At 32.5% G+C, this 22,519-nt stretch carries 18 protein-coding genes; 1 reads left to right on the top strand and 17 read right to left on the bottom strand.

The window, feature by feature from the left end:
- From J2S15_RS05530 to J2S15_RS05610, 17 genes are all read right to left on the bottom strand, one after another.
- Entirely contained in the window at window positions 1-1,398 is a 1,398-nt protein-coding gene (locus J2S15_RS05530) for a PTS transporter subunit EIIC (protein WP_307406243.1), read from the bottom strand.
- Between the two features lie 140 nt (window positions 1,399-1,538).
- Window positions 1,539-2,375 (bottom strand): PRD domain-containing protein, encoded by an 837-nt coding sequence (locus J2S15_RS05535; RefSeq protein WP_307406244.1) that lies wholly within the window; start codon window positions 2,373-2,375, stop codon window positions 1,539-1,541.
- A 259-nt stretch (window positions 2,376-2,634) separates the two neighbouring features.
- A complete protein-coding gene (locus J2S15_RS05540) occupies window positions 2,635-3,651 on the bottom strand; it encodes a LacI family DNA-binding transcriptional regulator (RefSeq protein ID WP_307406246.1) in 1,017 nt (338 codons plus the stop codon).
- Between the two features lie 109 nt (window positions 3,652-3,760).
- Complete coding sequence (locus J2S15_RS05545) at window positions 3,761-3,925, bottom strand: hypothetical protein (RefSeq protein WP_307406248.1); 165 nt, start codon at window positions 3,923-3,925, stop codon at window positions 3,761-3,763.
- Window positions 3,926-4,275: 350 nt separating this feature from the next.
- Entirely contained in the window at window positions 4,276-4,761 is a 486-nt protein-coding gene (locus J2S15_RS05550) for a PTS sugar transporter subunit IIA (protein ID WP_307406250.1), read from the bottom strand.
- 9 nt (window positions 4,762-4,770) lie between these two features.
- The gene (locus J2S15_RS05555) at window positions 4,771-6,660 is read right to left on the bottom strand and encodes an oxidoreductase (RefSeq protein WP_307406251.1); all 1,890 of its coding nucleotides are present in this window, start codon (window positions 6,658-6,660) and stop codon (window positions 4,771-4,773) included.
- A 58-nt stretch (window positions 6,661-6,718) separates the two neighbouring features.
- On the bottom strand, window positions 6,719-7,162 hold the full coding sequence (locus J2S15_RS05560) for a PTS sugar transporter subunit IIA (protein ID WP_307406404.1): 444 nt from the start codon (window positions 7,160-7,162) through the stop codon (window positions 6,719-6,721).
- A gap of 26 nt (window positions 7,163-7,188) precedes the next feature.
- Window positions 7,189-8,550, bottom strand: coding sequence for a PTS transporter subunit EIIC (locus J2S15_RS05565; RefSeq protein WP_307406253.1), 1,362 nt, complete (start codon window positions 8,548-8,550; stop codon window positions 7,189-7,191).
- Complete coding sequence (locus J2S15_RS05570; protein WP_307406256.1) at window positions 8,534-9,400, bottom strand: PRD domain-containing protein; 867 nt, start codon at window positions 9,398-9,400, stop codon at window positions 8,534-8,536. The genes J2S15_RS05565 and J2S15_RS05570 overlap by 17 nt, the downstream gene beginning before the upstream one ends.
- Before the next feature lie 371 nt (window positions 9,401-9,771).
- Complete coding sequence (locus J2S15_RS05575; protein WP_307406258.1) at window positions 9,772-12,213, bottom strand: right-handed parallel beta-helix repeat-containing protein; 2,442 nt, start codon at window positions 12,211-12,213, stop codon at window positions 9,772-9,774.
- A 52-nt stretch (window positions 12,214-12,265) separates the two neighbouring features.
- Window positions 12,266-13,624, bottom strand: coding sequence for an RNA polymerase sigma factor (locus J2S15_RS05580; RefSeq protein WP_307406259.1), 1,359 nt, complete (start codon window positions 13,622-13,624; stop codon window positions 12,266-12,268).
- A gap of 229 nt (window positions 13,625-13,853) precedes the next feature.
- On the bottom strand, window positions 13,854-14,867 hold the full coding sequence (locus J2S15_RS05585) for an SGNH/GDSL hydrolase family protein (protein ID WP_307406261.1): 1,014 nt from the start codon (window positions 14,865-14,867) through the stop codon (window positions 13,854-13,856).
- A gap of 15 nt (window positions 14,868-14,882) precedes the next feature.
- Window positions 14,883-15,776 carry an ROK family protein gene (locus J2S15_RS05590; protein ID WP_307406263.1) on the bottom strand — a complete coding sequence of 298 codons (894 nt, stop codon included), beginning with the start codon at window positions 15,774-15,776 and terminating at the stop codon, window positions 14,883-14,885.
- Between the two features lie 21 nt (window positions 15,777-15,797).
- Window positions 15,798-16,421, bottom strand: a complete 624-nt coding sequence (locus tag J2S15_RS05595; protein ID WP_307406265.1) for a hypothetical protein — start codon at window positions 16,419-16,421, stop codon at window positions 15,798-15,800.
- 8 nt (window positions 16,422-16,429) lie between these two features.
- Window positions 16,430-18,556, bottom strand: a complete 2,127-nt coding sequence (locus tag J2S15_RS05600; protein WP_307406266.1) for a hydantoinase/oxoprolinase family protein — start codon at window positions 18,554-18,556, stop codon at window positions 16,430-16,432.
- A 15-nt stretch (window positions 18,557-18,571) separates the two neighbouring features.
- Window positions 18,572-19,990, bottom strand: coding sequence for an FAD-dependent oxidoreductase (locus tag J2S15_RS05605; protein WP_307406268.1), 1,419 nt, complete (start codon window positions 19,988-19,990; stop codon window positions 18,572-18,574).
- A gap of 67 nt (window positions 19,991-20,057) precedes the next feature.
- Window positions 20,058-21,344 (bottom strand): citrate transporter, encoded by a 1,287-nt coding sequence (locus J2S15_RS05610; protein WP_307406269.1) that lies wholly within the window; start codon window positions 21,342-21,344, stop codon window positions 20,058-20,060.
- A 295-nt stretch (window positions 21,345-21,639) separates the two neighbouring features.
- On the opposite strand from J2S15_RS05610, the gene J2S15_RS05615 reads away from it, so the two are divergent.
- Window positions 21,640-22,497 (top strand): MurR/RpiR family transcriptional regulator, encoded by an 858-nt coding sequence (locus tag J2S15_RS05615; RefSeq protein WP_307406270.1) that lies wholly within the window; start codon window positions 21,640-21,642, stop codon window positions 22,495-22,497.
- Window positions 22,498-22,519 lie beyond the last annotated feature (22 nt).

A 22,519-nucleotide genomic window follows, 5' to 3' on the forward strand; every position in this document is an offset into this window, starting at 1 on the left:
TTATTCTTCTATTACTTCTTGATTTTCATCAAATCCCAGAATAAAAGTTAGAATAAAAGCAACAATAATTGCTATTGCACAACCTATACATGCATAAATAAAGTTATTTGATTCTTCACCTAAGAAACCTGCAAGAACAAATATATTTGACCCCATTAATGCATACATTTTACAACCTAGGAATCCCATTACTGTTGCACCAGTAAAGGCTCCAATTGATTGCGCTACAAATATTTTTTTATAAGGTAGATAGATTCCGAACAATGTTGGTTCAACAATACCTCCTACTGCCTGCATGATAGTTGCAGTAATTCCTAAACTCCTGTTCTCTGCTTTTTTTGCTTTTATGATAAATGCTAAGTTTGATCCTAATACCGAAAGGATTGCAGCTGCTGCAGCTACGAAGATCACATTATCATAACCCATACTTGTCATCGTAACAATTGCCGCAAGATTTACTGCATGATGCATACCAGTAAGAATAAGTGGCAAGTATAAAGCAGCGATTAGCCCAATACCTAATGGCCCTAGAACACTGTGAATTGCTAAGAATGCACTTGTAATATAGGTACTTAGAATACTTCCTAAAGGTCCAAGAACACATAATGCAATTGGTAACATAATTACTACTGTTAATACATCTACTAAAATCATTTTCAGCATTTCTGGCATGATATGATCAATAAATCTTCTAACATATGACATTACCCATACAATTAATACGATTGGTAATACACTTGATGAATAATTTACTAATGTTACTGGCAAACCTAGAAAATCTAAACTTCCACCTTCTAATACGATACTCATTAGTGATGGATGAACTAGAATAGCACCTAGCAACATCCCAATAAAGACACTTGTCTTAAAATGTTTTGCAGAAGTATATCCTAAATATATTGGCAAGAAATAAAATCCTGCATCACCTGCAAAAGATAAAATTGTATAAATTCCTGAATCTGCGGCGATTAATCCAAGCATGATAGGACCAACGATTACAGCAATTAACTTCAGCATCCCTGCACATATAATTACTGGCAATGCTGGTGTAATACATGCTGTAAAATTTGTAAGAATCTTTGAGAATACATTTTTTATTGTTAACTTTTCTTTTTCTGGTTCTTTCCCAACATTTTTAGCTTTTCCATCAATTTGCGGAGCAATTACATTCAGCACTTTCTTTACGTCCGGACCAATAATAATTTGAAATTGTCCACTTGAAAATTGACAGCCCATAACTCCAGAAAGAGCTTTAATTTTGTTTTGATCAACTAAACTTTGATCTTTTAGATTAAATCTTAATCTTGTGACACAGTTTGTCAGTGAACTAACATTGTCTTTTCCACCAACTAATTCTAATATTTGTGTACCTAATACTTCATATTTATTATTAGACATTGTCTAACCTCCTAATTTACTTTTAAATTTATTTCCATCTATATGCAAACAATGTAAGCGTGCTTCTACACTGATTTTGCCAAAATAAAACCCACATATAAAAAACAACAAGTGCTTTTTATGTGTGGGGGTTATGCTCGTTATCGATGACAATCCTCTCGAACACACAGTCTATTAATATGTAAAATCATATACAACAATTCTTCATCACTTATATCCCACATAAAATTATTATGTAAATAATCCTTAATGTGTTTTGCACATAAGTATGCATTACTAAACTCACTCTTCATCGTATCAAACAATACTTTGTTATCACTTGAGATACTAGTTTCACTATCTCTTCGCTTTAATAAATACTGGATATGGCTTACAAATCTTGAATAATTCAATCCATCCTTACTTATCACGATAGAGAAATCTTCCTCGATAATTTTGGTAATTGAATCAATGATTTCTCTTTCATCAATATTACCAGTTATTACTTGCTGAGTCTTTTCAGCGTTTATAAAATGCATTGCAATACTTGCTGCTTCTTCTCTTGGAAGTTCAATTTTAAGAATTTTCTTAATTATTACAAGTGATCGATTTCCAATTTCCATTTCTTTAGGATAAAGATGCTTTATCTCATGAATTAAAGGCATTTTAAATTTTATACCTTCTTCTGTTCGCTGAATTGCGAAATTGATATGATCAGCAAGAGTAAATACAATATTTGTATTTAACTCCTTTTCAATTGTATTGGCAGCTACCTCAACTATCTCATAAGAGGCATTTATTATTTCTTCAGATAATTCATTAATTAAATTAATATACATACTATTAATTCCATAAAAAGTTCGATCAATCTTTGATAAATTATCTAGTTCATATGGAATTTGAGGAAATCCAATTCCTCTGCCATAGGCAATTAATTCATTGTTATTTCTATCCAAACATATTGCAAAGTTATTATTAATTTTCTTAATAACTTTCATGCTATGACCTCCTTATCACTTGAAATTTACCAGTTTGAGCATTCGTTATATAGATAACTCTATCACTCAGATATCTATATCAATAATGTCCTATCTTAATTATAAACCTTTATAATCAAGATAACAGTCCTAACGTAAAAAAACTCTTCAGAACACATAACCACAAAAAATAAACATAGTGTATCTTTTTTGATGTTATGCCTCCCGAAGAGTGACAACCTAACTTGTACCTTGATAATAGCATAAGGAAAATTTCTTGTCAAATATATTTTTTCACGCTATTTCCTGCAAAGATTTCTGGCGTTAATACACGCTTTTCATTACCTTTTATACTTCCATCTATTTCACCAATCAGTAAACTAACTGACTCTTCAGCCAGCTTATCACTATCTTGAATAATGGAAGATAATGGCATAATCATTGCCTCTAAAATCTCTGAATGGTCATACCCAACAATTGAAATATCCTCAGGTATTTCCAGTTGTTGTTCTTTCACTTTTTTGATAAATCCAAGAGCCATCATATCATTGGCAACTGCTACACCAGTAATTTCTTGATTCTCTAATATTTGTGTAGCTGCATCATATCCACCTTGTACACGGTAGTTACCTGTAGCAACCCAATCCTCATTGATTTTAATCTTATTTTCTTTCATTGCTTTTTGATATCCCAACCAACGATCATTTGCATTTTCTATTTCACTAGATGCCTTAATAAATCCAATATTTTTATGTCCAGCATCAAGTAACATTTTAGTTGCTAAGTATCCACCTAAAACATTATCATAGTACACTTGCTTACAAGCTAGTTCAGGTAGATTACGGTCCATTAATACGTATGGGACAGTAAGTTCATTTAACTTTTCAATCGTCTTTTTCTTGTCACTATAAGATTCATTAGAAAGTGTAATAAGTAACCCATCAACGCCAATATTGATTAATTGATCAATTAACTGAAATTCATTTTCCTGTGAATCATCTGAATTTGTAAGTATCAAAAAATATCCTTTTTCTCGTAGCATTAAATCAATATTCTTTGCCAATTGAGCAAAAAAGGAGTTTTCAATATCAGGTATTACCAAACCAATCATATTCGTCTTTCTGCTAGCTAAACCTCTCGCTGACATATTTGGACGATAATGATATTTCTTGGCAAGTTCTTTGATTTCATCCTGTTTCTTTTTTGATATTCTACTTTCTTTATTATTTAAAACTAAAGATACTGTTGTCTCAGAAACACCAGCCATATTTGCAATATCTTTCATCTTTATTTTCATATATAATCCACCTTGCTTACTGTCTTCATTATTATAGCACAGTATAATATACATCTATAAGTATGTTTGTATAGTTATTCAAAAGTAGTTAATTCTCCTGTCCCAACATTTATATTATACACTTTACCTGTGCATTTATGTATTGCAAATCATTACCTGATGCTACTGAGTTAATGCTTGAATTTTCTCCATCATAAATAGGATTTTCTTTGTCTAAATTTGTTTTATTATTGATTGTTTTATTAGTTGTTGAACATAACATTAATAGCAACATGAAGACTATTCCCAAAGTTATTCTTTTCATACTTAATTCCCTACAACAAAACAATACCATATTCCTTACTACATAAATGTGATTTATTAAATGACTTCACTTTTGTGTTAATATTTTATATTACTTACTTTATTACTAATGGAACATATTAAGAAATTAATTTATTATATCCTTGAATTTCAATTGCTGTTATAATTTGATAGATACATTTGGCATGGTTACCTCCATTTCAAATGTATCTTCCCTTCGGGATGTTCAACTTCCCTTTTTGCAATTACAAGGTTTGAACATCCCTTTTTTATGCCAAAATAAAAAGACAGCGTTCACTGTCTTCCGTTATAAAATCATTTTCAATCTTTTATCGTGGTTATCTCCGCAATGATATCTTCATGGGTGAATGATCCATTTTTATAGCTCAATTTTCGTTCTTCATTTATTTCCGTAAAGACTACAATCAAACAATTATCTTTTGCATGTTCTTTCAAATAAGCAAGATTGCCTTTCATCAAAGGATCGCCTTGTGATACTTTTTGCCCACTTTCTACAAATACTTCAAACCCTTTGCCATTGAGTTCAACTGTATCTAAACCAAAGTGTAATAAAATAGCCGTCTGATCTTTTAAGCGTAATCCCATAGCATGTTTCGTAGGGAAAATCATTTCCACTGTTGCATCACAAGGGGCATATACTGTTCCTTCAGTTGGGCGGATCATTACTCCATCCCCCATCATTTGGCTAGCAAATGCTTTATCATCTGTCTCTGTAATAGAATGTACTTCTCCATCCATTGGACTATAAATATTAATATCTTTTGTCTTTCTCTTAAATAATGCCATAAAAATCTCCTATATATTTAATGCAATTGCATGCCCTTCAAATGTTGCTTCAAGAATTAGGCGTGGACGAACACAATCACCAATCATTGTTGTATTCGGTGTGATTCCATAAAATGATTTTGCTAAATCTGATTTCGCTCTAAGCCCGGTACTAATAATAATATAATCAGCAGGTAGTTCTTGAATATTGCCATCTTTATCTTTTACCACAACTACATCATCTTTGATTTCCAGACATGATGTTTCCAGTAATGCAGTTAGCGTTGTACATTGTTCCATCGTCTGGCGCAATCCTATTTTGTATAGTTTATTACCTTGTGGTGCTAACTCTACTCCCATCTCCACAATTGTCACATTGTTGTTATGAATAAGAGATTGTTCAAGTGCAATTTCTGCACCAACTGTTCCACCACCAATGACAACAACATTCCCTTTGATTTCCTCTTCTTTTTGAATTGCTTGTGTTCCACTCATTACATGAGGTTTATCAATTCCAGGAATTGGAGGCGTTAATTCATATGCACCAACAGCAATAATAAGAGCATCTGGATGAAGCTCTTTTACCATCTCTGGAGTCACTTCTGTATTCATATGAACATCGATATTACTTTTCTTTATTTGAGCCTGTAGGTACTCCAAATACCTTCTCGCATCTTGTTTGAAGTGTTCTTTTTTAACAAACCTTAACTGTCCGCCAAGTTCATTTTCTTTTTCAAATAATACAACATCATGACCTCGCTGTGATGAAGTTAATGCCGCCTTCATACCTCCAGGTCCTCCACCAATCACAACTACTTTCTTCTTTTCTTTTGCAGTCGGTACATCTCTAGGAATAAATGATTCATTCATAAATCTTGGATTTACAGAACATGCCACATTCTTATGATTGGTTGCAATGTGATAACAGTGCATACAACGTAGACATGGTGCAATATCTTCATCTTTATCTTCCATTGCTTTGTTTGCCCAATTAGGATCTGCAATGAAAGAACGACCAAAGGCAACTAAATCAACTTTACCTTCTTTGATTAGATCATCTGCTTCTTGAGGTGATAACACTGCACCAACTACTGATACGGGAATTGATACTTCCTTCTTTACTTCTTGCGCCCATTTTACATTTGGCATATGCTCAATAAAATTGGTTGTTACACAGTGCACATTACCTTCTAAGTTAATATCCAATCCTGCAGATACCTGTACCGTATCAATCAGATGTTCTACTTCTTTAATAAACGTTTTCACATCTTCAAATTCAATTGATCCTTCTACCCATTCATATGCACTGATACGCATATCAATTGGAAAATTAGGACCTACTTTCTTACGAATCATTTCCAGAATCTGTTTAGGAAAACGCATTCTGTTTTCTAATGAACCACCATACTCATCGTCTCTTTTATTAAACAATGGTGATAGGAATTGAGCTGGTAACCAACCATGGCCGAAATGTAAGAAAATCATATCAAATCCTACATCCATTGCATTCTTGGCAACCTCAGCATACGCTTCACACACTTCCTGAATCATCGCTTCATCCATTGCTTTTATTTCAAATCCATCATCTCTTACTTCATCATTTGGACCCATTGCATAATCCAGTACTCTTGCATAACGTCCACTATGAATTAATTCAATCGATGCTTTCGCACCACCTGCATGAATTTTACGAACTCTTTCTACCGTTTTCTCAACTTCATATTTGGAGAATGCATCGCTCTCTACTCCACTGGCAAAACTAGATTTACCATATTGAACAATCGCATGCCCACCAATGACAATCCCTGCACCTCCAATTGCTTTTTCATCATAATCATCACCAGTAGGTGCAGCAACAATCCTATTTTTTGAAATCATTCCATTGATTACTATTGGTTTATATAAATGTTCAAACTTCATTTTGACTCCTTTCTTGAAAGAAACAATCAAGAGACAAAGCTCAAGATTGTTTCTTGTTTTATCCGATTCGAATCAAAGGTTCTTTTTTAGAAAGATAACCAACTTCATCTGTAACATAGACCATTTTTCCTTTGGAACTGGTAATCACCATAATTACAGATGTATCGAATCCTTCTTCCTTTAATTGCTTATGATCAAATGTAATTAACGTTTGACCTTTTGTGATATTCTCTTTTTCCTGCACATGCGTTTCAAAATATTTGCCGTCCAAGCACACGGTATCAATTCCAATGTGAATTAATATTTCAACTCCATTTTTCGCCGTTATGCCAATCGCATGTTTCGTTTTATACAGAATTGATACTGTCCCATCAATGGGAGCATATACTTCATCACTTGCAGGAAGAATTGCAATACCTTCACCCATAATTCCATTTGAGAATAATGAGTCATTTACTTCTTTTAATTGAATTACTTCTCCTTTAATTGGAGAAACAATTATATTTTCTTTTTTATAAGCGCTTGGACTTAAGCTTTTTTTCTTTCGTCTACCTTAATTACTAGTGCTGTCAGAATAAATCCTGCACTAATTGATGCAACAAGTGCTACTACATAGAATGGGAAGTTAACAGTACTTAACCATGCCCCAAATGATAATACTCCAGCATAAGCAAAGTTAACTGCTGCTACATCAAATAGTGCACAGATTAGTCCACCTAATGCTCCAGCAACACACATAACACCAATGTATTTCTTCTCTTTTAAGATTACTCCATATAATGAAGGTTCAGAAATACCACATAGTGCTAAGGTAAATGATGCAGAACCTGCGGTTTGTTTCATTTCTCTATTTCTAGCAAACACCATTACTGCAAGACAAACACCTAAGATTGCATAGTTACTCATTCCACCTGCTGCCAAACCATATTCAAATCCTTGTTTCGCAAGTAGGTCTAACATAATTGGTGTAAGTGCCCAGTGCATACCTAACAGGATAATTAAACTGAAGAATGCTCCTAATAACAGACCACTTAGAATACGTACATCCATTAGTGCTACATAAGCATCAGAGATTCCATTTGCTACAAAGCTACCAATTGGACCAAATACCATAATTGTTAATGGAACAAAGATAAACAGACAAGCTGCTGGAACAATCGTAAATTGAATTGCTTGTGGTACATATTTCTTAAGCCATCTTTCAAAGTGACTCATACAGAATACCGCTAACAAGATAGGAACAAATGAACTTGCAAAGTTATATGCAGGAAAGTTAATTCCAAACATATTTGCGCTCTCACCATTTACCAACATATTTGATACACCAGGATACATAATAGCTGCACCTAATACAGCTGCAACATATTGGTTACCCTTAAAGTGTTTTGCTGCTGTATATGCAAGCAAGATTGGGAAGAAATAAATCAGTGAATAGAAGATTGAATAGAATGACTGATACGTTAAGCTATCTGCATTTAACACTCCCCAGTTCACTAATAATCCAGCAATCCCACTGGCGATACCACCAGTTGCCAGAATTGGAATGTATGGAGCATATACTGCTGACATCATTCTTGTGAAACGATCAAATAAACCTATTTTTTCTTTTGGCTCATCATCAGCAACTTCTCCACCACCTTGAATTCCCGTTCTTTGAATCAACTGACTATATACATCAATTACATGTGGTCCAATCAGAACATGGAATGTTCCAGCACCACTTTGTGTTCCTAATACTCCAGGAATTGCTTCTATCTTTTTCACATCTGCTTTATCTTTTGCTTTTAAAGTAAACCGTAATCTAGTTGTACAGTGGATCACTGATTCAATATTATCTTTACCACCAACACCATCAATAATTTTATCGATTAATTCATCGTAATTTTTCATTATGTAATTCTCCTTTTTCTTTCTCAATAATTCGTTGCATATGAATCATAAGATACATCAACTCCTCATTTGATACTTTTTTAGAAATACTGTCATGAATATACTTTTTAATCTTTAATGCACATTCATAGACCTCAGGATGTTGACGAATAAGCGACTTAAACAAGAAACCATCTGCATTTCCATCGCCTCGTCTTTCATCATTTAATAAACTAGCTACAAAGTATCGCAGATGAGTCATCAAGCGATTATAGTTCATTTCATCTTTATCAAACTCAATTCGAAAATGAAATTGAATAATTTTAATTATATTTGAAATAATTTCAGCTGACTTATAAGTTGTTTCCATAAGAATTTCAGGATCTTGCGCATTATAATAATGCAAAGCAATCATTCCTGCTTCATCTTCTGGGAACTCAAATCCAGTTTCTTCTTTGATAATATCCAACGTTTTTAAAGCTGCTTCAAATTCTTTTGGATATGTCCTCTTTATTTCCCATAACAATTCGTTATGAAGAAAAATTCCTTTTCCTGCTCGAATCAATGCATAGTTAATATGATCCAATATTGCAATATAAATACTTCCATTAAATTCAATATGAAGGTCTGCTTCTGCTTGTTTCACAATTCGATAGGTTAAGTTTGAATATTCTGATGGGATATCATTTAATAGCGTCACAAAATGAGATGTCTGCTTTTCACTCAGTGTAAACATCTTTTCAATACGATCACTATCTAAATCATCCCCATGTTTCTTTTGAAATCCTACACCTTTCCCAAAAATAACAACTTCGCTTTCATCTTTATAAGCTAACACTACATTGTTATTAAAAATTCTCTTAATTCTCACAAAATCAGTCCTCCCTTATATTGCTTGGCTTTTTAATCAAAAAAAGCCCAAATAAACATAAATCGAAAAAATGTTGGTATACATTTATATGATTTATATCTACTTAAGCTTTGCCTGCTTTACCAGTAACAACCTTAATAACCAAATGAATATGTGCACAAATTCATTTGTAATTAACTAGTTAACAATATATTAGCACGAAAGATTTAGAGTTTCAACAGTTTCGTGAATTTCTTAAACCAATAAAAAAAGGATTATTGGAATTTATCAACAATCCTTATTATCTTAAAATCTTATAAATAAATCTGTAAGTTGAAATAAGTGTAAGTATCTCAATATCATGATTATATCATCATCAAATCAATTTTTTATTACACTTTTTTTCTTTTAACAACTACTGCAAATACAAGAATTGACACTCCTAATAACATATATAATTGAATTAAACCTGTTGAATCTCCTGTATTTACATTATCAGTAGTTGAGGTATTCCCACCACTTACCGTTGGTGTAGTTGAAGGTGTACTTGTTGATGGAGCAACCGATGGATTCCCTTTAACATTCACAGTTAATGGAGTAGCTACTTTTGCACCACTTGCAAATTCTATCTCTACATCATATGTTCCATTTGCTAAAGTCTTTAAGTATGCTTCATTAATTGTAACCACTGTACTTCCACTTGTTACAACATAATTACTTGAAGGCAACAATTTACCATCTACATATACTTTTGAGAACTTTTCCACAGGTGCATCAATTTTTGTATATACACTTCCTGTCCCTGTAAATACTTTGAATCCTTCAAGAACTACAAAGTGTTTTTCATCATATTGCTTTTGTGCTTCTTCCAACTTATCTTTTAGTTCATCCTTTACATCACCAGCAGGTAATTGATTAACCAAATCTTCAGCATTATCAATATCTTCTTGTGTAAGATCCTCCTTAATAGTTCCATCTGGATTAAATAAATCATCTACTACATTTTCTGCTTCTTTCTCATCTAATTGTTTTTGTGCATCATCCAATTTATCTTGAAGTTCTTTCTTTTTATCTTCATCAGTTACTTTGTTAACTAGATCTTGGGCATCATCGATATCCTCTTGTTTCACATTATCTTTAATTGTTCCATCTGGATTGAATAAGTCATCTACTGCTTTTTCTGCTTCTCTTTCGTTCAATTGATTTTGTGCATCATCTAATTTATCCTGCAACTCTTTCTTCTTATCTTCATCAGTCACTTTATTAACTAAATCTTGGGCATCATTGATATCTTCTTGTGTTACATTATTTTTGATTGTTCCATCTGGATTAAATAAATCATTCACTGATTTCTCTGCTTCTCTTTCGTTAAATTGATTTTGTGCATCCATGATTTTATCTAGCAACTCTTCCTTTAAATCTCCATCAGGTAATCGATTCACAATATCTTCAACATAATCAATATCTTCTTGCGTTAATGAATCTACTATGTTTCCTTCTGAATTAAATAAATCATCTGTACAAGATGAAATAACAATATCATCTGCTGTTCCAACTAAACCATCATCACCACAGTAAATATAGTAATCATCATCGTTTCCTAAACTACCATCTTCTCCTGCAGTATAATAAACGCCATTACCAACTTCAAGGTAATGTTTACCATCTTCCCCTGTGATATGTTTTAAACCACCAACAGTTGCATCACCATCTATTTTAGCATTTCCCACACCCATGATTAATTCGCCATCGATGTTTCCATTTATTGTTACATCAGATTCTATATTAGATGTTGTAAAGTAGACTCCACCTTCTACATCACCAGTTATTGTTCCTGATGAACCATTGGTAATACGAATTGCCTGATTATTTGTACTATTATTATTACTGAAAACAACACTATCTAAATTAAATGATGTTCCACTTCCATTTATTGTAACGACTCCACTCACTGAAGTATTATTTTTTACTTCTGAATTTTTGAAAATAACATGTCCATTTGTTTGAATATTAATAATTCCACTTGCACTACTCTCATTACTATCAAAAACACAGTTATCAATCAATAATGTTGAAGTCGATAAATTTAAAAATGTAAATAACATTCCTGAATAATTATTATTAGTAAATGTACAATTTGTCATTTCCATATTACTGCCTTCAGTCTTTGCATAAGTATAAATAACTGGCATATTGTTGACTGTACCATCAAAACCATCAATTGTAACATTAGATAAATATAAGCTTGTTGATGAAGAATCCCTCATATTAGAAACTCCATTTCTAATAGCATGAGACATTGTCAGATTCTTTAAAGTCAATGATGCCTGTCTATTTTCACCAGCACCTGTATTTACATCAAAAGCTCTCCCTGTATTACCAACAACACCTGGTAATAGTGTATATCCAGCGCCATCAATTGTTACATTACCATTTGTCATAGTAATTGTGCTATCAACTGAAATATCATTTGCCAAAGTTAACACATATGCATTTGTTGGATTAGCAACTGCTGTATTCATAGCTGTTACTAGGTCACTCCAACTAGTAATTGTTGTTTCAATAGAAGAAAGTGGTGTAACCATTCCTTCACTTCTACTTATCTTACTATTCGTTACTTCTTTTTCTGTTTCTCCCGTAGAATCTTCAATTAAAGATTCTTCATTTTCAGTTTCTTCATTCTCACTAATTTCTTTTTGATTTTCTATTTGATTTTCTTCAACTACTTCATCGGTTGGTTCAATATCTATTTCATTTGCTTTAATAATATTTGTTGTAGTAAGCCCAACTACTAATCCACCAACTATTAAACTTAATAATAATTTTTTCTTCATTTTATCCTCCATATTTTACTTTCTAAAAACATTTTCATATCTATACTCACAATTATTTAAAATCTAAGTTATATTCAATAAAATCCTCATTATAGTTAAATAACGTTACTTTAACTACACCATCGAATTTTCCCTTTATCTTGTAATCTTTTGGTATTTGATATACTTTTCCTCGCCACTCTATAAATGATTTCTGAAAATCAATTTGTGATTGTTCATCATTTATAACCAGCAATAGATATTCATCTTCATTAAATGCTTCCACTAGTTCAGGTGCATAGATGTCAATATTGTCTATTTCAAAATTCGTCTTATATTCATCAGTAACAATAGTATATACACCGTTTTCTCTTACTTTTAAATATATATCCTTTTGATTTTTTTCAAAGCTCAGTTCTTCATTATTGAATAGTATTTTCATATCAGTTTCTTCTATATCTACTTTTAGTTTAATCGTAACATCTATACCTTCTCGCATTGGAAATTCTAGATATGTTATATCCTCAATGTATGGATGCCCTTTACTTTTTTGATACATCCCCTGATCATTAAAAGCAGATAAAGTTGTTTTATCACCAACTTTATTCGTATCCTGATTTGATAAACCAATAATTACAACAGCTGTAATCACTCCAACCACCACAATTGATGCAATTACAATTGCAAGCTTTTCTGATAACATTTGTAAGAAATTGAATAATAGTGAGTTATTGCTAACTGTATATAAACTTTTGTCATATTGCAGGTTTTGCTTATTACAAATATCATCCTGATAATCTTTTAAAATAACTCCAAGCAATGGCAATATTGATGCACTGTATAGTTTTACGTTATTTCTTTCCTGATATTCCTTAATTTGAAGTTCTAGATTTTTCCTACCTGCATGCAAACGAGATTTTACTGATCCTGCATTGTAGTTAAGTATTTCTGATATTTCATTTATCTTCATCTCTTCTAGATAAAATAATGTAATTACTTCTCGTTGTTTCATTGGAAGGTTATCAATAAATTGTTTTATTAGTCTTTTTATCTCCTGTAAGTTATATGCTTCTTCAGGAAGGCTATCTCTTCTTTCTTCAATAACTGTTTGTTCATACTTAACAGTATAATCATCTGAATCTAATACTAGTTTGTCGCTACGTTTATGTACTTTCAAATGGTTATAGCATACATTTCTGACTAATTTATACATCCAAGAACTAAAGTATTCTGGTTGTTGTACTGTTGCTATTTTTTTGTATATTTGAATCATTGCTTCCTGTGTTAAGTCTTTTGCGGTTGTGTCATCTTTTACAATTGTATAGCACCAGAAATATATTTTGTTAATAATTTGTGAGTATAATAACTCAAATTGCCCAATATCTTCTTGAACTGTTTTGACAATCTGGGTAAGTTCGTCTTTCTTATCCATATTGTTTCGCCCTCCTTATTCATAAAATTAGCTTACCCTACAATATACAAAACATTCACACATGAAAGGTTCGCTTTTTTTATTATTTTTATTAGTGAAATATTATCGGATTAATTTCACTTCCTAGATATTAGTCGAAATTATAAACATCTTCGTTCATTTTTTATACTACATAGATTATAAAGTAGAAAAAAACATATGAATTTTCCCGAAGGAATCTCATATGTTTTCATTTTTTATAATATTTATTAATTTCCTTAGATATATTATATGCAAGTTCAACCATTCCATGATTTGTTGGATGTATCAAATCACTACTTAAGTTATGTATTGAGATACAATTATGGGAATCAACTAGAATAATATTTTTATCATTTAATTCTTCTATTGCTAATCTCAGCTTTTCTTTGTATTTATTTGAATTTGAAATACTCGTTTGTTGAAGATTTACAAAACCATAATCGGCCCAATAAGGTAAAATATCAATACATACAATTAAGCTATCTCTTTGATATTTTCGTAATATTTGTAGCATCTGCTTTAAACGTTTATAGTATTCATCTTCATGGTATCCTAATGAAATCATATTCACGGATGCTTCAATCGTAATCACATCATATTGATTGCTTTGAGCGATAAACTTTACAACTTCTTCTTCACATAGACACTTGCCTGATAAAGCATAGTTATAAGAATCCATATGTAAGTTTCTTCCTAGAATCCAAGGATAGGACATATCTGGTGAGGTAGCTCCAATTCCTTGGGTGACACTCGTTCCATATGATAGTACCTTTTTTGATGGAATCTCAGATGAATTTGGTAAACGATACTCACCACTAATATCTTTGATATAGAATCCTTCTCCATGTAATATAATTCGTACCACATCTAGTGAAAAATCAGATTCATCATCCAAACGATTGGTCTGCTCTTTTACAGGAATATCAAACTTCTTTAAAGGTTCAATAAGAAACGTTCGCTCACGATGAATAATAAACTCTTCAGGTGATGCAAAATCACCATAGTAAATCATACACTTTGGTTGAATAAAACTAAACTTACTTGCAATTGTGATAGTTACTTTTCCAAGTGGAACAAGTCGTATTTCTGCTGATGTGAACTGATATGCAATATTGTGTCCTATTTTATCATTTATTCTTTGAGGATATCTTGAGAAGATATCACAACCATCAATCTCCACAATATCATTAATACCATGTAAATCTAATCCTTTGTATATCATAAATGCCTCTAATAACTATGCGTTATTAAACACTAAACAAGCTGCACCAATCAAACCACTATCTTCATCAAGATTTGATTTTACTACTCTTACATAATTCTCAAGTCCCATGTAAACTTTTTGTTTTGCTCGCTTCTCTACTTCTTCCACAAACCCATCTATTTTTAGTGCTACACTACCACCTAAAATAATGATTTCCGGATTTACTACTGCAAAAATTGCAGCTAATGTATTTGCCAGATATTCTTTAGCATCATCCATTATTTCCTGGGCAATTGCATTTCCAGATATGGCTAAGTCATTTACTTCTCCAGCATGTTCTATATCCATTCCAGCACTCTTGGCACGGTTAGTAATGGCAGTTCCACTAGCAATTCCTTCAATTGCTCCTGGTGATAACTTCCCATGAGCAGGTCCTTCCTTCCACATAATCATATTGGCAATCTCATTTGCATAACCATGTGCACCTCTGAAGATTTCTTTGTTAATAATCAATCCAGAACCAATACCTGTAGATATAGTAAGAAACTGCACATAACGTAATCCTTTTCCTTGACCAACCATTGCTTCTGCCAAGGCAGCTAGGTTTGCATCATTTTCTAGAAATGTAGGAATTCCAGTAATCTCTTTGAATCTTTTTACTATTGGATAATTTGTCCATCCTCCAGATAAGTTTGGTGGATTTAGTACCATACCATTAATTAAATCCAATGGTCCTGGACAAGAAACACCAATACCAACGATATCTTTATCAAATACATTTATTGCATTATTGATTCTTTCTAAAGTAATTTCTGGATCCTCGCTATTTGTAGGAAACTGTACTCTTTCTATTAACTGTAATTTTTCATCATATAATGCAACTCTGGTATTTGTTCCACCAATGTCAATCCCTACAGCATATTTCATTATGTTCTCCTTCAGTTATAATTATAACTGTAATAAATTATTTACTTCTGCTTCTCTATTTTCTAAATAACTACTTGATAATTCTTTCAAACTAATCAAATATAAATAGTCGTAATAATTTGGCATATAAGGTAAATCCATCATTAACTTAGCAAATATATGTGCTCCTATTTCGCTTGTTCGATTTATCCTCGCATATAATTTTTTTCCTAATATTTTTGCTCTTTCAACACTATCTAACTGATTAGCAACGACTCGGTTTTTGGTCATTTCATCATAATGAAAAAACTCATGACTCAAGTACATTTTCATAATCGTATCGAAATCCATACCAATATGTTTGGCAAGGTCATCAATTGATTTTCGATAAATATAAACTTTATGGTTACCTGCTTTATCAAACTCAAATTGTGCTCTTAAACGAACTTTGTAGAATTCTCCATCACCTGGATCAATAACGATTTGTATATTATTTTTCTCATAAAGGTCTAAAATATCTTCACCTTTATATTCTTCATATACGTTTGTTCCTTGTTTTATTGACTCTTCAATAAAATACCGATATTTTTCTTTCGGTATTTTATCAAAGAATAAGTCTTGTTGGAGTTCTAAAAAAGCGTATAAAATATTAGAATTGTTTTCCATAATTACTCCTATTTGTATGCTACTGCAATGATAGAATCATCATCTTTTAGCATCTCAGTTTCAACATCCATAATTGATAATAACTGTGTCATATTTTGCATTCCAGTTAAGTCTAACATTTTTTCTTTATAAAACAAGAAGACTTTAGGAATTGTTGCATTGGCATCTGAGTATACTGTATTTTCATCAATAAAGGGAATGAATACATTTTCTCTTTCTTGCTTATTAAATATTACATAATTAGTTTTTTCTCGTTTAAATCGAACAACACCTTCACGGTCAATAACTGCAACACTTCTGATTTTTGATTTAAATAAGAATTTCTTTTGTTCAGTAACTGACTCCATTAAGTACCAACGTCCTGTTTTGCAACGACATTCTACTGTTTCCAGTGGAGTGACTAATGCTTCGGATGAAATCTTTAATAATGCATCTTCATCCAATTCAGTTGCATTCAAATCTTTGTTTCTAAACTCAGTTGAACCAGTCGCCACCGCACGTACGACATTTTTTTGTGAGTCAATTTCAATACTTACATCAACGGTTTCTTCTTTTGCACCTGATTGTACTATTTTTTCAATAATATCTGAACGAATTTGTTTGATATCTTGTTCGGTTGGATTTGAAATTGAACGTTCAATTTCTTCACTTACCATTGCAAGTGCAACTCCAATTGTTGAGATATATGGAGCATTTTTGGCAATCTTACATTGCATTCCCATCTTTTCGGCTAAGGCAGGAACAACAACTGCTCCACTTCCTCCACCACCAACTAAAGTGATAAATTTCTTATCAAGCTCATATTCATGGACTAATTCATCAATTAATCCAACTAACTTGTCAGTCGCAACATTTATAACTTTACGTGCTGTATCTTCTACACTCATTCCTAGATAGTCAGCTAATACTTTCCATGCCTTTTTATTATTCTCAGCATTACCATAAGCATAATCACCATCTGGAATATATCCAAGTAAGTTTGCTGCTCCTGCTAATGTATAAGAATAGTTATTGCCTTGTTCACATTTTACAATTGCATATTCACAAGGATCGTCTTCTCTTGGTGATACAAACTCAATATCTGCAAAATTCGTAGAATCTGAGATAAAACATTCGTATTCAATTCCTGCAATGTGTGCACTTCTTGGTCCAACATCTACAATTTCTTTGTTTTTCACACGAATCATACTTCCACCTGCTACTGCTAGAGTTCTTACATCTAAAGAGCGTAAGTATGTTTTATGTCCTCCAACTTGTGCATATTTAATCATTACTTTTCCATTTTTAATAACAGAAATATCAATACTGGTTCCACCTACTTCGAAGAAGATACCATCACTAATTTTCTCATACATTAATGCTCCAGCAACTCCTGCAGCCAAACCAGAAAGCATTGTCAGGATTGGTCTTTTTCTAACTTCATTAATACTCATGACTCCACCATCACAACGCATAATCATTAAGTTTGATGAAATCTTTGTATCTTTTACTGCCTGTTCTGTCATATTTGCTGTTTGCATCATCTTTGGTATTAAAGAAGCATTTACAACAGCTGTTCTTGTTCTCATCTTTAACCCATATAATTGTGAAATTTCATGTCCTCCAGTTGCATATAATCCTTTTTCTTTTGCATTATCAATTACTTTTAATTCATTTTCAGGATTGTCCACACTATATGCTTCACTGGCTACAATTACTTCGCTATTCTTTTCTACTAGTAGATTAATAGTCTCACTTATCTGATCATCACTCAATGCATTTGAGTCAAGAAATTCAAATGCTGTATGAAGATATTTGTTTGGTGCCAGTTCAATCTCTTGAACATTTGTTTCTTTTTTAGCACCTCTACCATCAATTCCTGTTCCCATACCAACAACACCTACACGAGCAACATCACCTTCCAGCAATGCATTGGTTGCCTGCGTTGTACCATGGGCAATAAAGTTTACATCTTCAGGAGCAATATTATTTTCTTCTAGTAATTGTTTAATGATCTTTACAATACCTACAGCAACTCCTTCTTTGTGGGTAGTTGGTATTTTTAACTTTGCCATTAATTCATATGTTTCATTATTGATGGCTACAGCATCTGTGAATGTTCCACCAACATCAATTCCAATTCTTACCTTACTCATTTCAGCCTCCAACTTCTATATTCTTTCTATATAACTACCTTGTTCAATCAGAACTTCTTGTAGTTTATTCATCTCTATATTATTTACATCCTCTGTTTCTAACGCCATCACAGCTGCAGTCCCACATGCCTGGCCCATCGCTGTTAATGTTGGTGTTAAACGAATTGCTGCCTGTGCTTCAAAAGTTGCTGAAACAGATCGTCCACAAACCAATAAGTTCTTGTATTCATTTGTCATCATTATTTCAAAAGGAATACTGTAGTAATCATCAAAGATACTGCGATCAAATGAGCTTGTATCATGTTCATCAAATGCTTTGTCTGATGTATGAATTGCAGTTGTTCCTTCTCCTTTTGGATTATGAATATCAATTGGATATCCTGAATGGGCAATGGTAGAAGCAAATTTCTTTCTACTAATAATATCTTGCGCATTTAGTACGTATTTCCCAATAATTTGACGCGTACTTCTCATTCCAATATTTGGTCCACTATATGCTATCTGAGCATTTTCAAATCCAGGAATATACTTTCTAACAAAATTATACAATTCTTCACATTGTTTTCTACCAATAATTTCGGCATCACTGATACTAAATGCATCTACTCCATTATGATCAATGATCCTTGTAGTATTCATAATGAATTCGCCAGGCGTATTAGTTTCGAAGAATAGTATATCTTCACGAGGAATTGAAATTTCACCTCTGGCTTTTGCTTCATTAAACTCTTTTTCAAATCCTACAAAGGATAATCGACTTGATGTCTTCATAACATCAATGTCGCGATTTAGTCTTGGAAACTTTTTTGGATCTTCTAATACACATTTTCTTAATCTATCTGCATCTACTCCATATAACTTTAAATTCATTGTCATTGGCTGCATTGCATTATCACTTTCTCTACCTACTTGCATTGGAACATTACTTGCAGTTGCTATATCTGCATCTCCAGTTGCATCAATAAAGATTTTTGCTTCGTATTTATGAACTCCACTCTTATTTGATAAATATAAGGAAGTAATCTTATCATCCTTATAGTCTACACCAATCATATAGGTATGAAACAACACCTCACAACCAGCTTCAACAATCATTTCATCTAATACTATCTTCATTCCCTCAGCACTAAATGGTGTTACATAAGAGATAAAGTTTGTGGAATCCAGTACATGACCAGGAGAATAACCACGATCTTTCATACGTTGAATCATTTCTTCTCCCAATCCTTTAATCACCTGTTTCTCCCCAGCAAAGAAAGTCATCATTGGACCTACACCACATGCTGTTAGGTTTCCACCAAAGTATCCATATTGGTCAAATATTAATACTTTTGCACCGTTTCTTGCTGCTGCGATTGCTGACATAGCACCAGCAATTCCACCACCTGCAACAATTACATCATATTCATTTTTATTCTCATTAATCTCAAACATATGATTCCTCTTTCCATAATATAAAGGAGGAGAAGTCATTGACTTCTCCAACCCTTGACTTTCTTATTTAATATACAACCATTGCAGCGACAACTAATCCAAGGATTGTTGAAACTACTAACCATAATAATGTTTTCTTTAAGATTTCATTAACGTCTACTTTAACAAAATCTGCTACCCAAACATTTTGAGAGTTTGTAGGATCACAAACTGCTTGTACATTACTATCCAAACGTAATGCAACCATTGCGGCAATTGGATTCATTCCAGCTGCTGCTAATAAAGCGATAATTCCACTTCCCAGTCCCCAAACATTTAATGGACCACGATAAATCGCAAGTGGAGATAACAAACCAAATACTAATACATACATAATTGGGTTTGTAGGAATTAATGCATTGATTACTGGTTGTAGGATTGTTGCAACTTCCGGCGCCATTACCGCATTTAACAACATTCCAATTCCAATCATTAATGCCATCGCTCCTGCAACTTCTTGTATTCCTTCCACGAATGCACTACTGCAGACATGAATTGGATTCTTAGGAGTACTCAATATTAATGTAATAATGATACCTGCAATTACAGATGGTACTAAAGGTACTTTCAATATAAATACTAATAATACTGGTAAGATTGGCGAAACAAGTGCAATTGTACGAACGTTTCTTTCACTCATTGATGAAGATGCATTTGGCATCATCCATGCTTTTCTTGTCTTTCCCTCAAATTTAATAAAGTAAACAATCATTGCTACTGCTACTGCAATTAATGGAATTCCACATAACCATGAATAACCAGTAACTGTATCTAATGGCAATCCAAGTACATCAATGTATACCCCTAAAGTACCAACTGAGAACGTAACTCCAATACCATTTGATAATAATAGTACGATTCCACTCACAAGTGGTGATACCCCAGCACTAATCATAATTGGAATAATGATTGTCCCTACCAAGATAACCATTCCAAGTCCATTACTTGCTGCAAATATAATTGAACATACTGCTAAGAATGCTAACGCAATTGGTAGAGGTCGATCCCCTGCTAACTCTGCTGCTTTCTTAATAATTGTTTTGGTTACTCCTACTTTACTTAGGACCTTACCAAACCATGATCCAAATACTAGTCCTGCTATTGCTGTAGACATTCTCATTGCTCCAGCTTCCAGAACATTTGCTGTTACACTAAATGTTTCAGGATCATCTGACATTAATGGGATACCTGCAATAACTGCAATTAGAATTGCCATAACTGGTAAAGCCAAGATTGTTGGAAGTTTCCTTGCCATCATTAGACCAACCATTACAACAAACGTTAATAAAATTAAAACCAACTGTAATGTTTCCATTATTCTCTCCTTTTATTTATTACTTGATTGGACAACTGTAAAGATCGTCCTTTGGTAGCGCTATCATAATTCTATATTACTTATATTTTCAAAAACTGTCAAGATATTTGTATATTTTTTTCATTAAAATGATTTTGATTGACATAAAATTGCATTTTTTGTCAATTTATGACTATTTTTTTCTTATTTTTGATAGTTTTTGAAAATATAATTCTTAAAATGTGAATGATTTCGTAAAAATCTACCATTTTCGCTAATATATGGTATAATTTTGTAGATATAGAGAGGTGATACAATGGCATCTACAGTAATAATGAAAATAATGTCTTTACAGTCTAGCTTCACTTCAAGTGAAAATGAGATTAGTCAATTCGTTATGAAAAACCAAGATACCGTTATAACTAATACAATTACAACTTTAGCAAAAAAGATTGGCACATCGGAAGCAAGCATTAATCGTTTCTGCAAGAAAATAGGATTCAAAGGATTTAACAGTTTCAAGATTGCTTTAGCTCAAAGCCAATTCCAAGATGAATCACTTGGGATCAATGATCCTACAAAAGAATCAAATACACTGGATTCATTGTCGTATGATTATCGTCAAATCATTTCACATACAAGTGCGATGATTGATTTAGAAGCATTAGCAACTTGTGCTGAATATATGACATCAACAAATAGAATTCATATATTTTCTGCAATCAATACGGAATCAGTTGCTAGAGAGTTTTCTTTCAAACTGAAACTAGTTGGTATTGATGCTGATGTTCACTGTGATAGTATTGATATTCAATTATGTCTATCATCACTCAGTGAAGATGATTTACTAATTGCGATTGTTCCTTCTATCCTAAACAAGGACATCTATCCAGCATTAACTTCTGCCAAAGAAAAAAATGCAAAGGTAGTCTTAATTAGTAGTACAGACTCAACAAAATTCAACGATATCATTGATGTTAAGTTTATTACTCCTGATCGATTGATTTCTAAATATTCAAATTCAATTTCAAATACATTAATGTATTTATTTGTTTGTGATTCAATATTTGAAACCCTACTACGTAATGATAAAACATTGCGTCAGAAGAAACTAAATTCTGAATCCATTATTAATTCTAACCAGTCAATTGATTCATACTATATGAATTTCTAAAATTAAAACGTGGTCACCCACG

This window comes from Breznakia pachnodae (assembly GCF_030814225.1).
Classification (GTDB): domain Bacteria; phylum Bacillota_I; class Bacilli_A; order Erysipelotrichales; family Erysipelotrichaceae; genus Breznakia; species Breznakia pachnodae.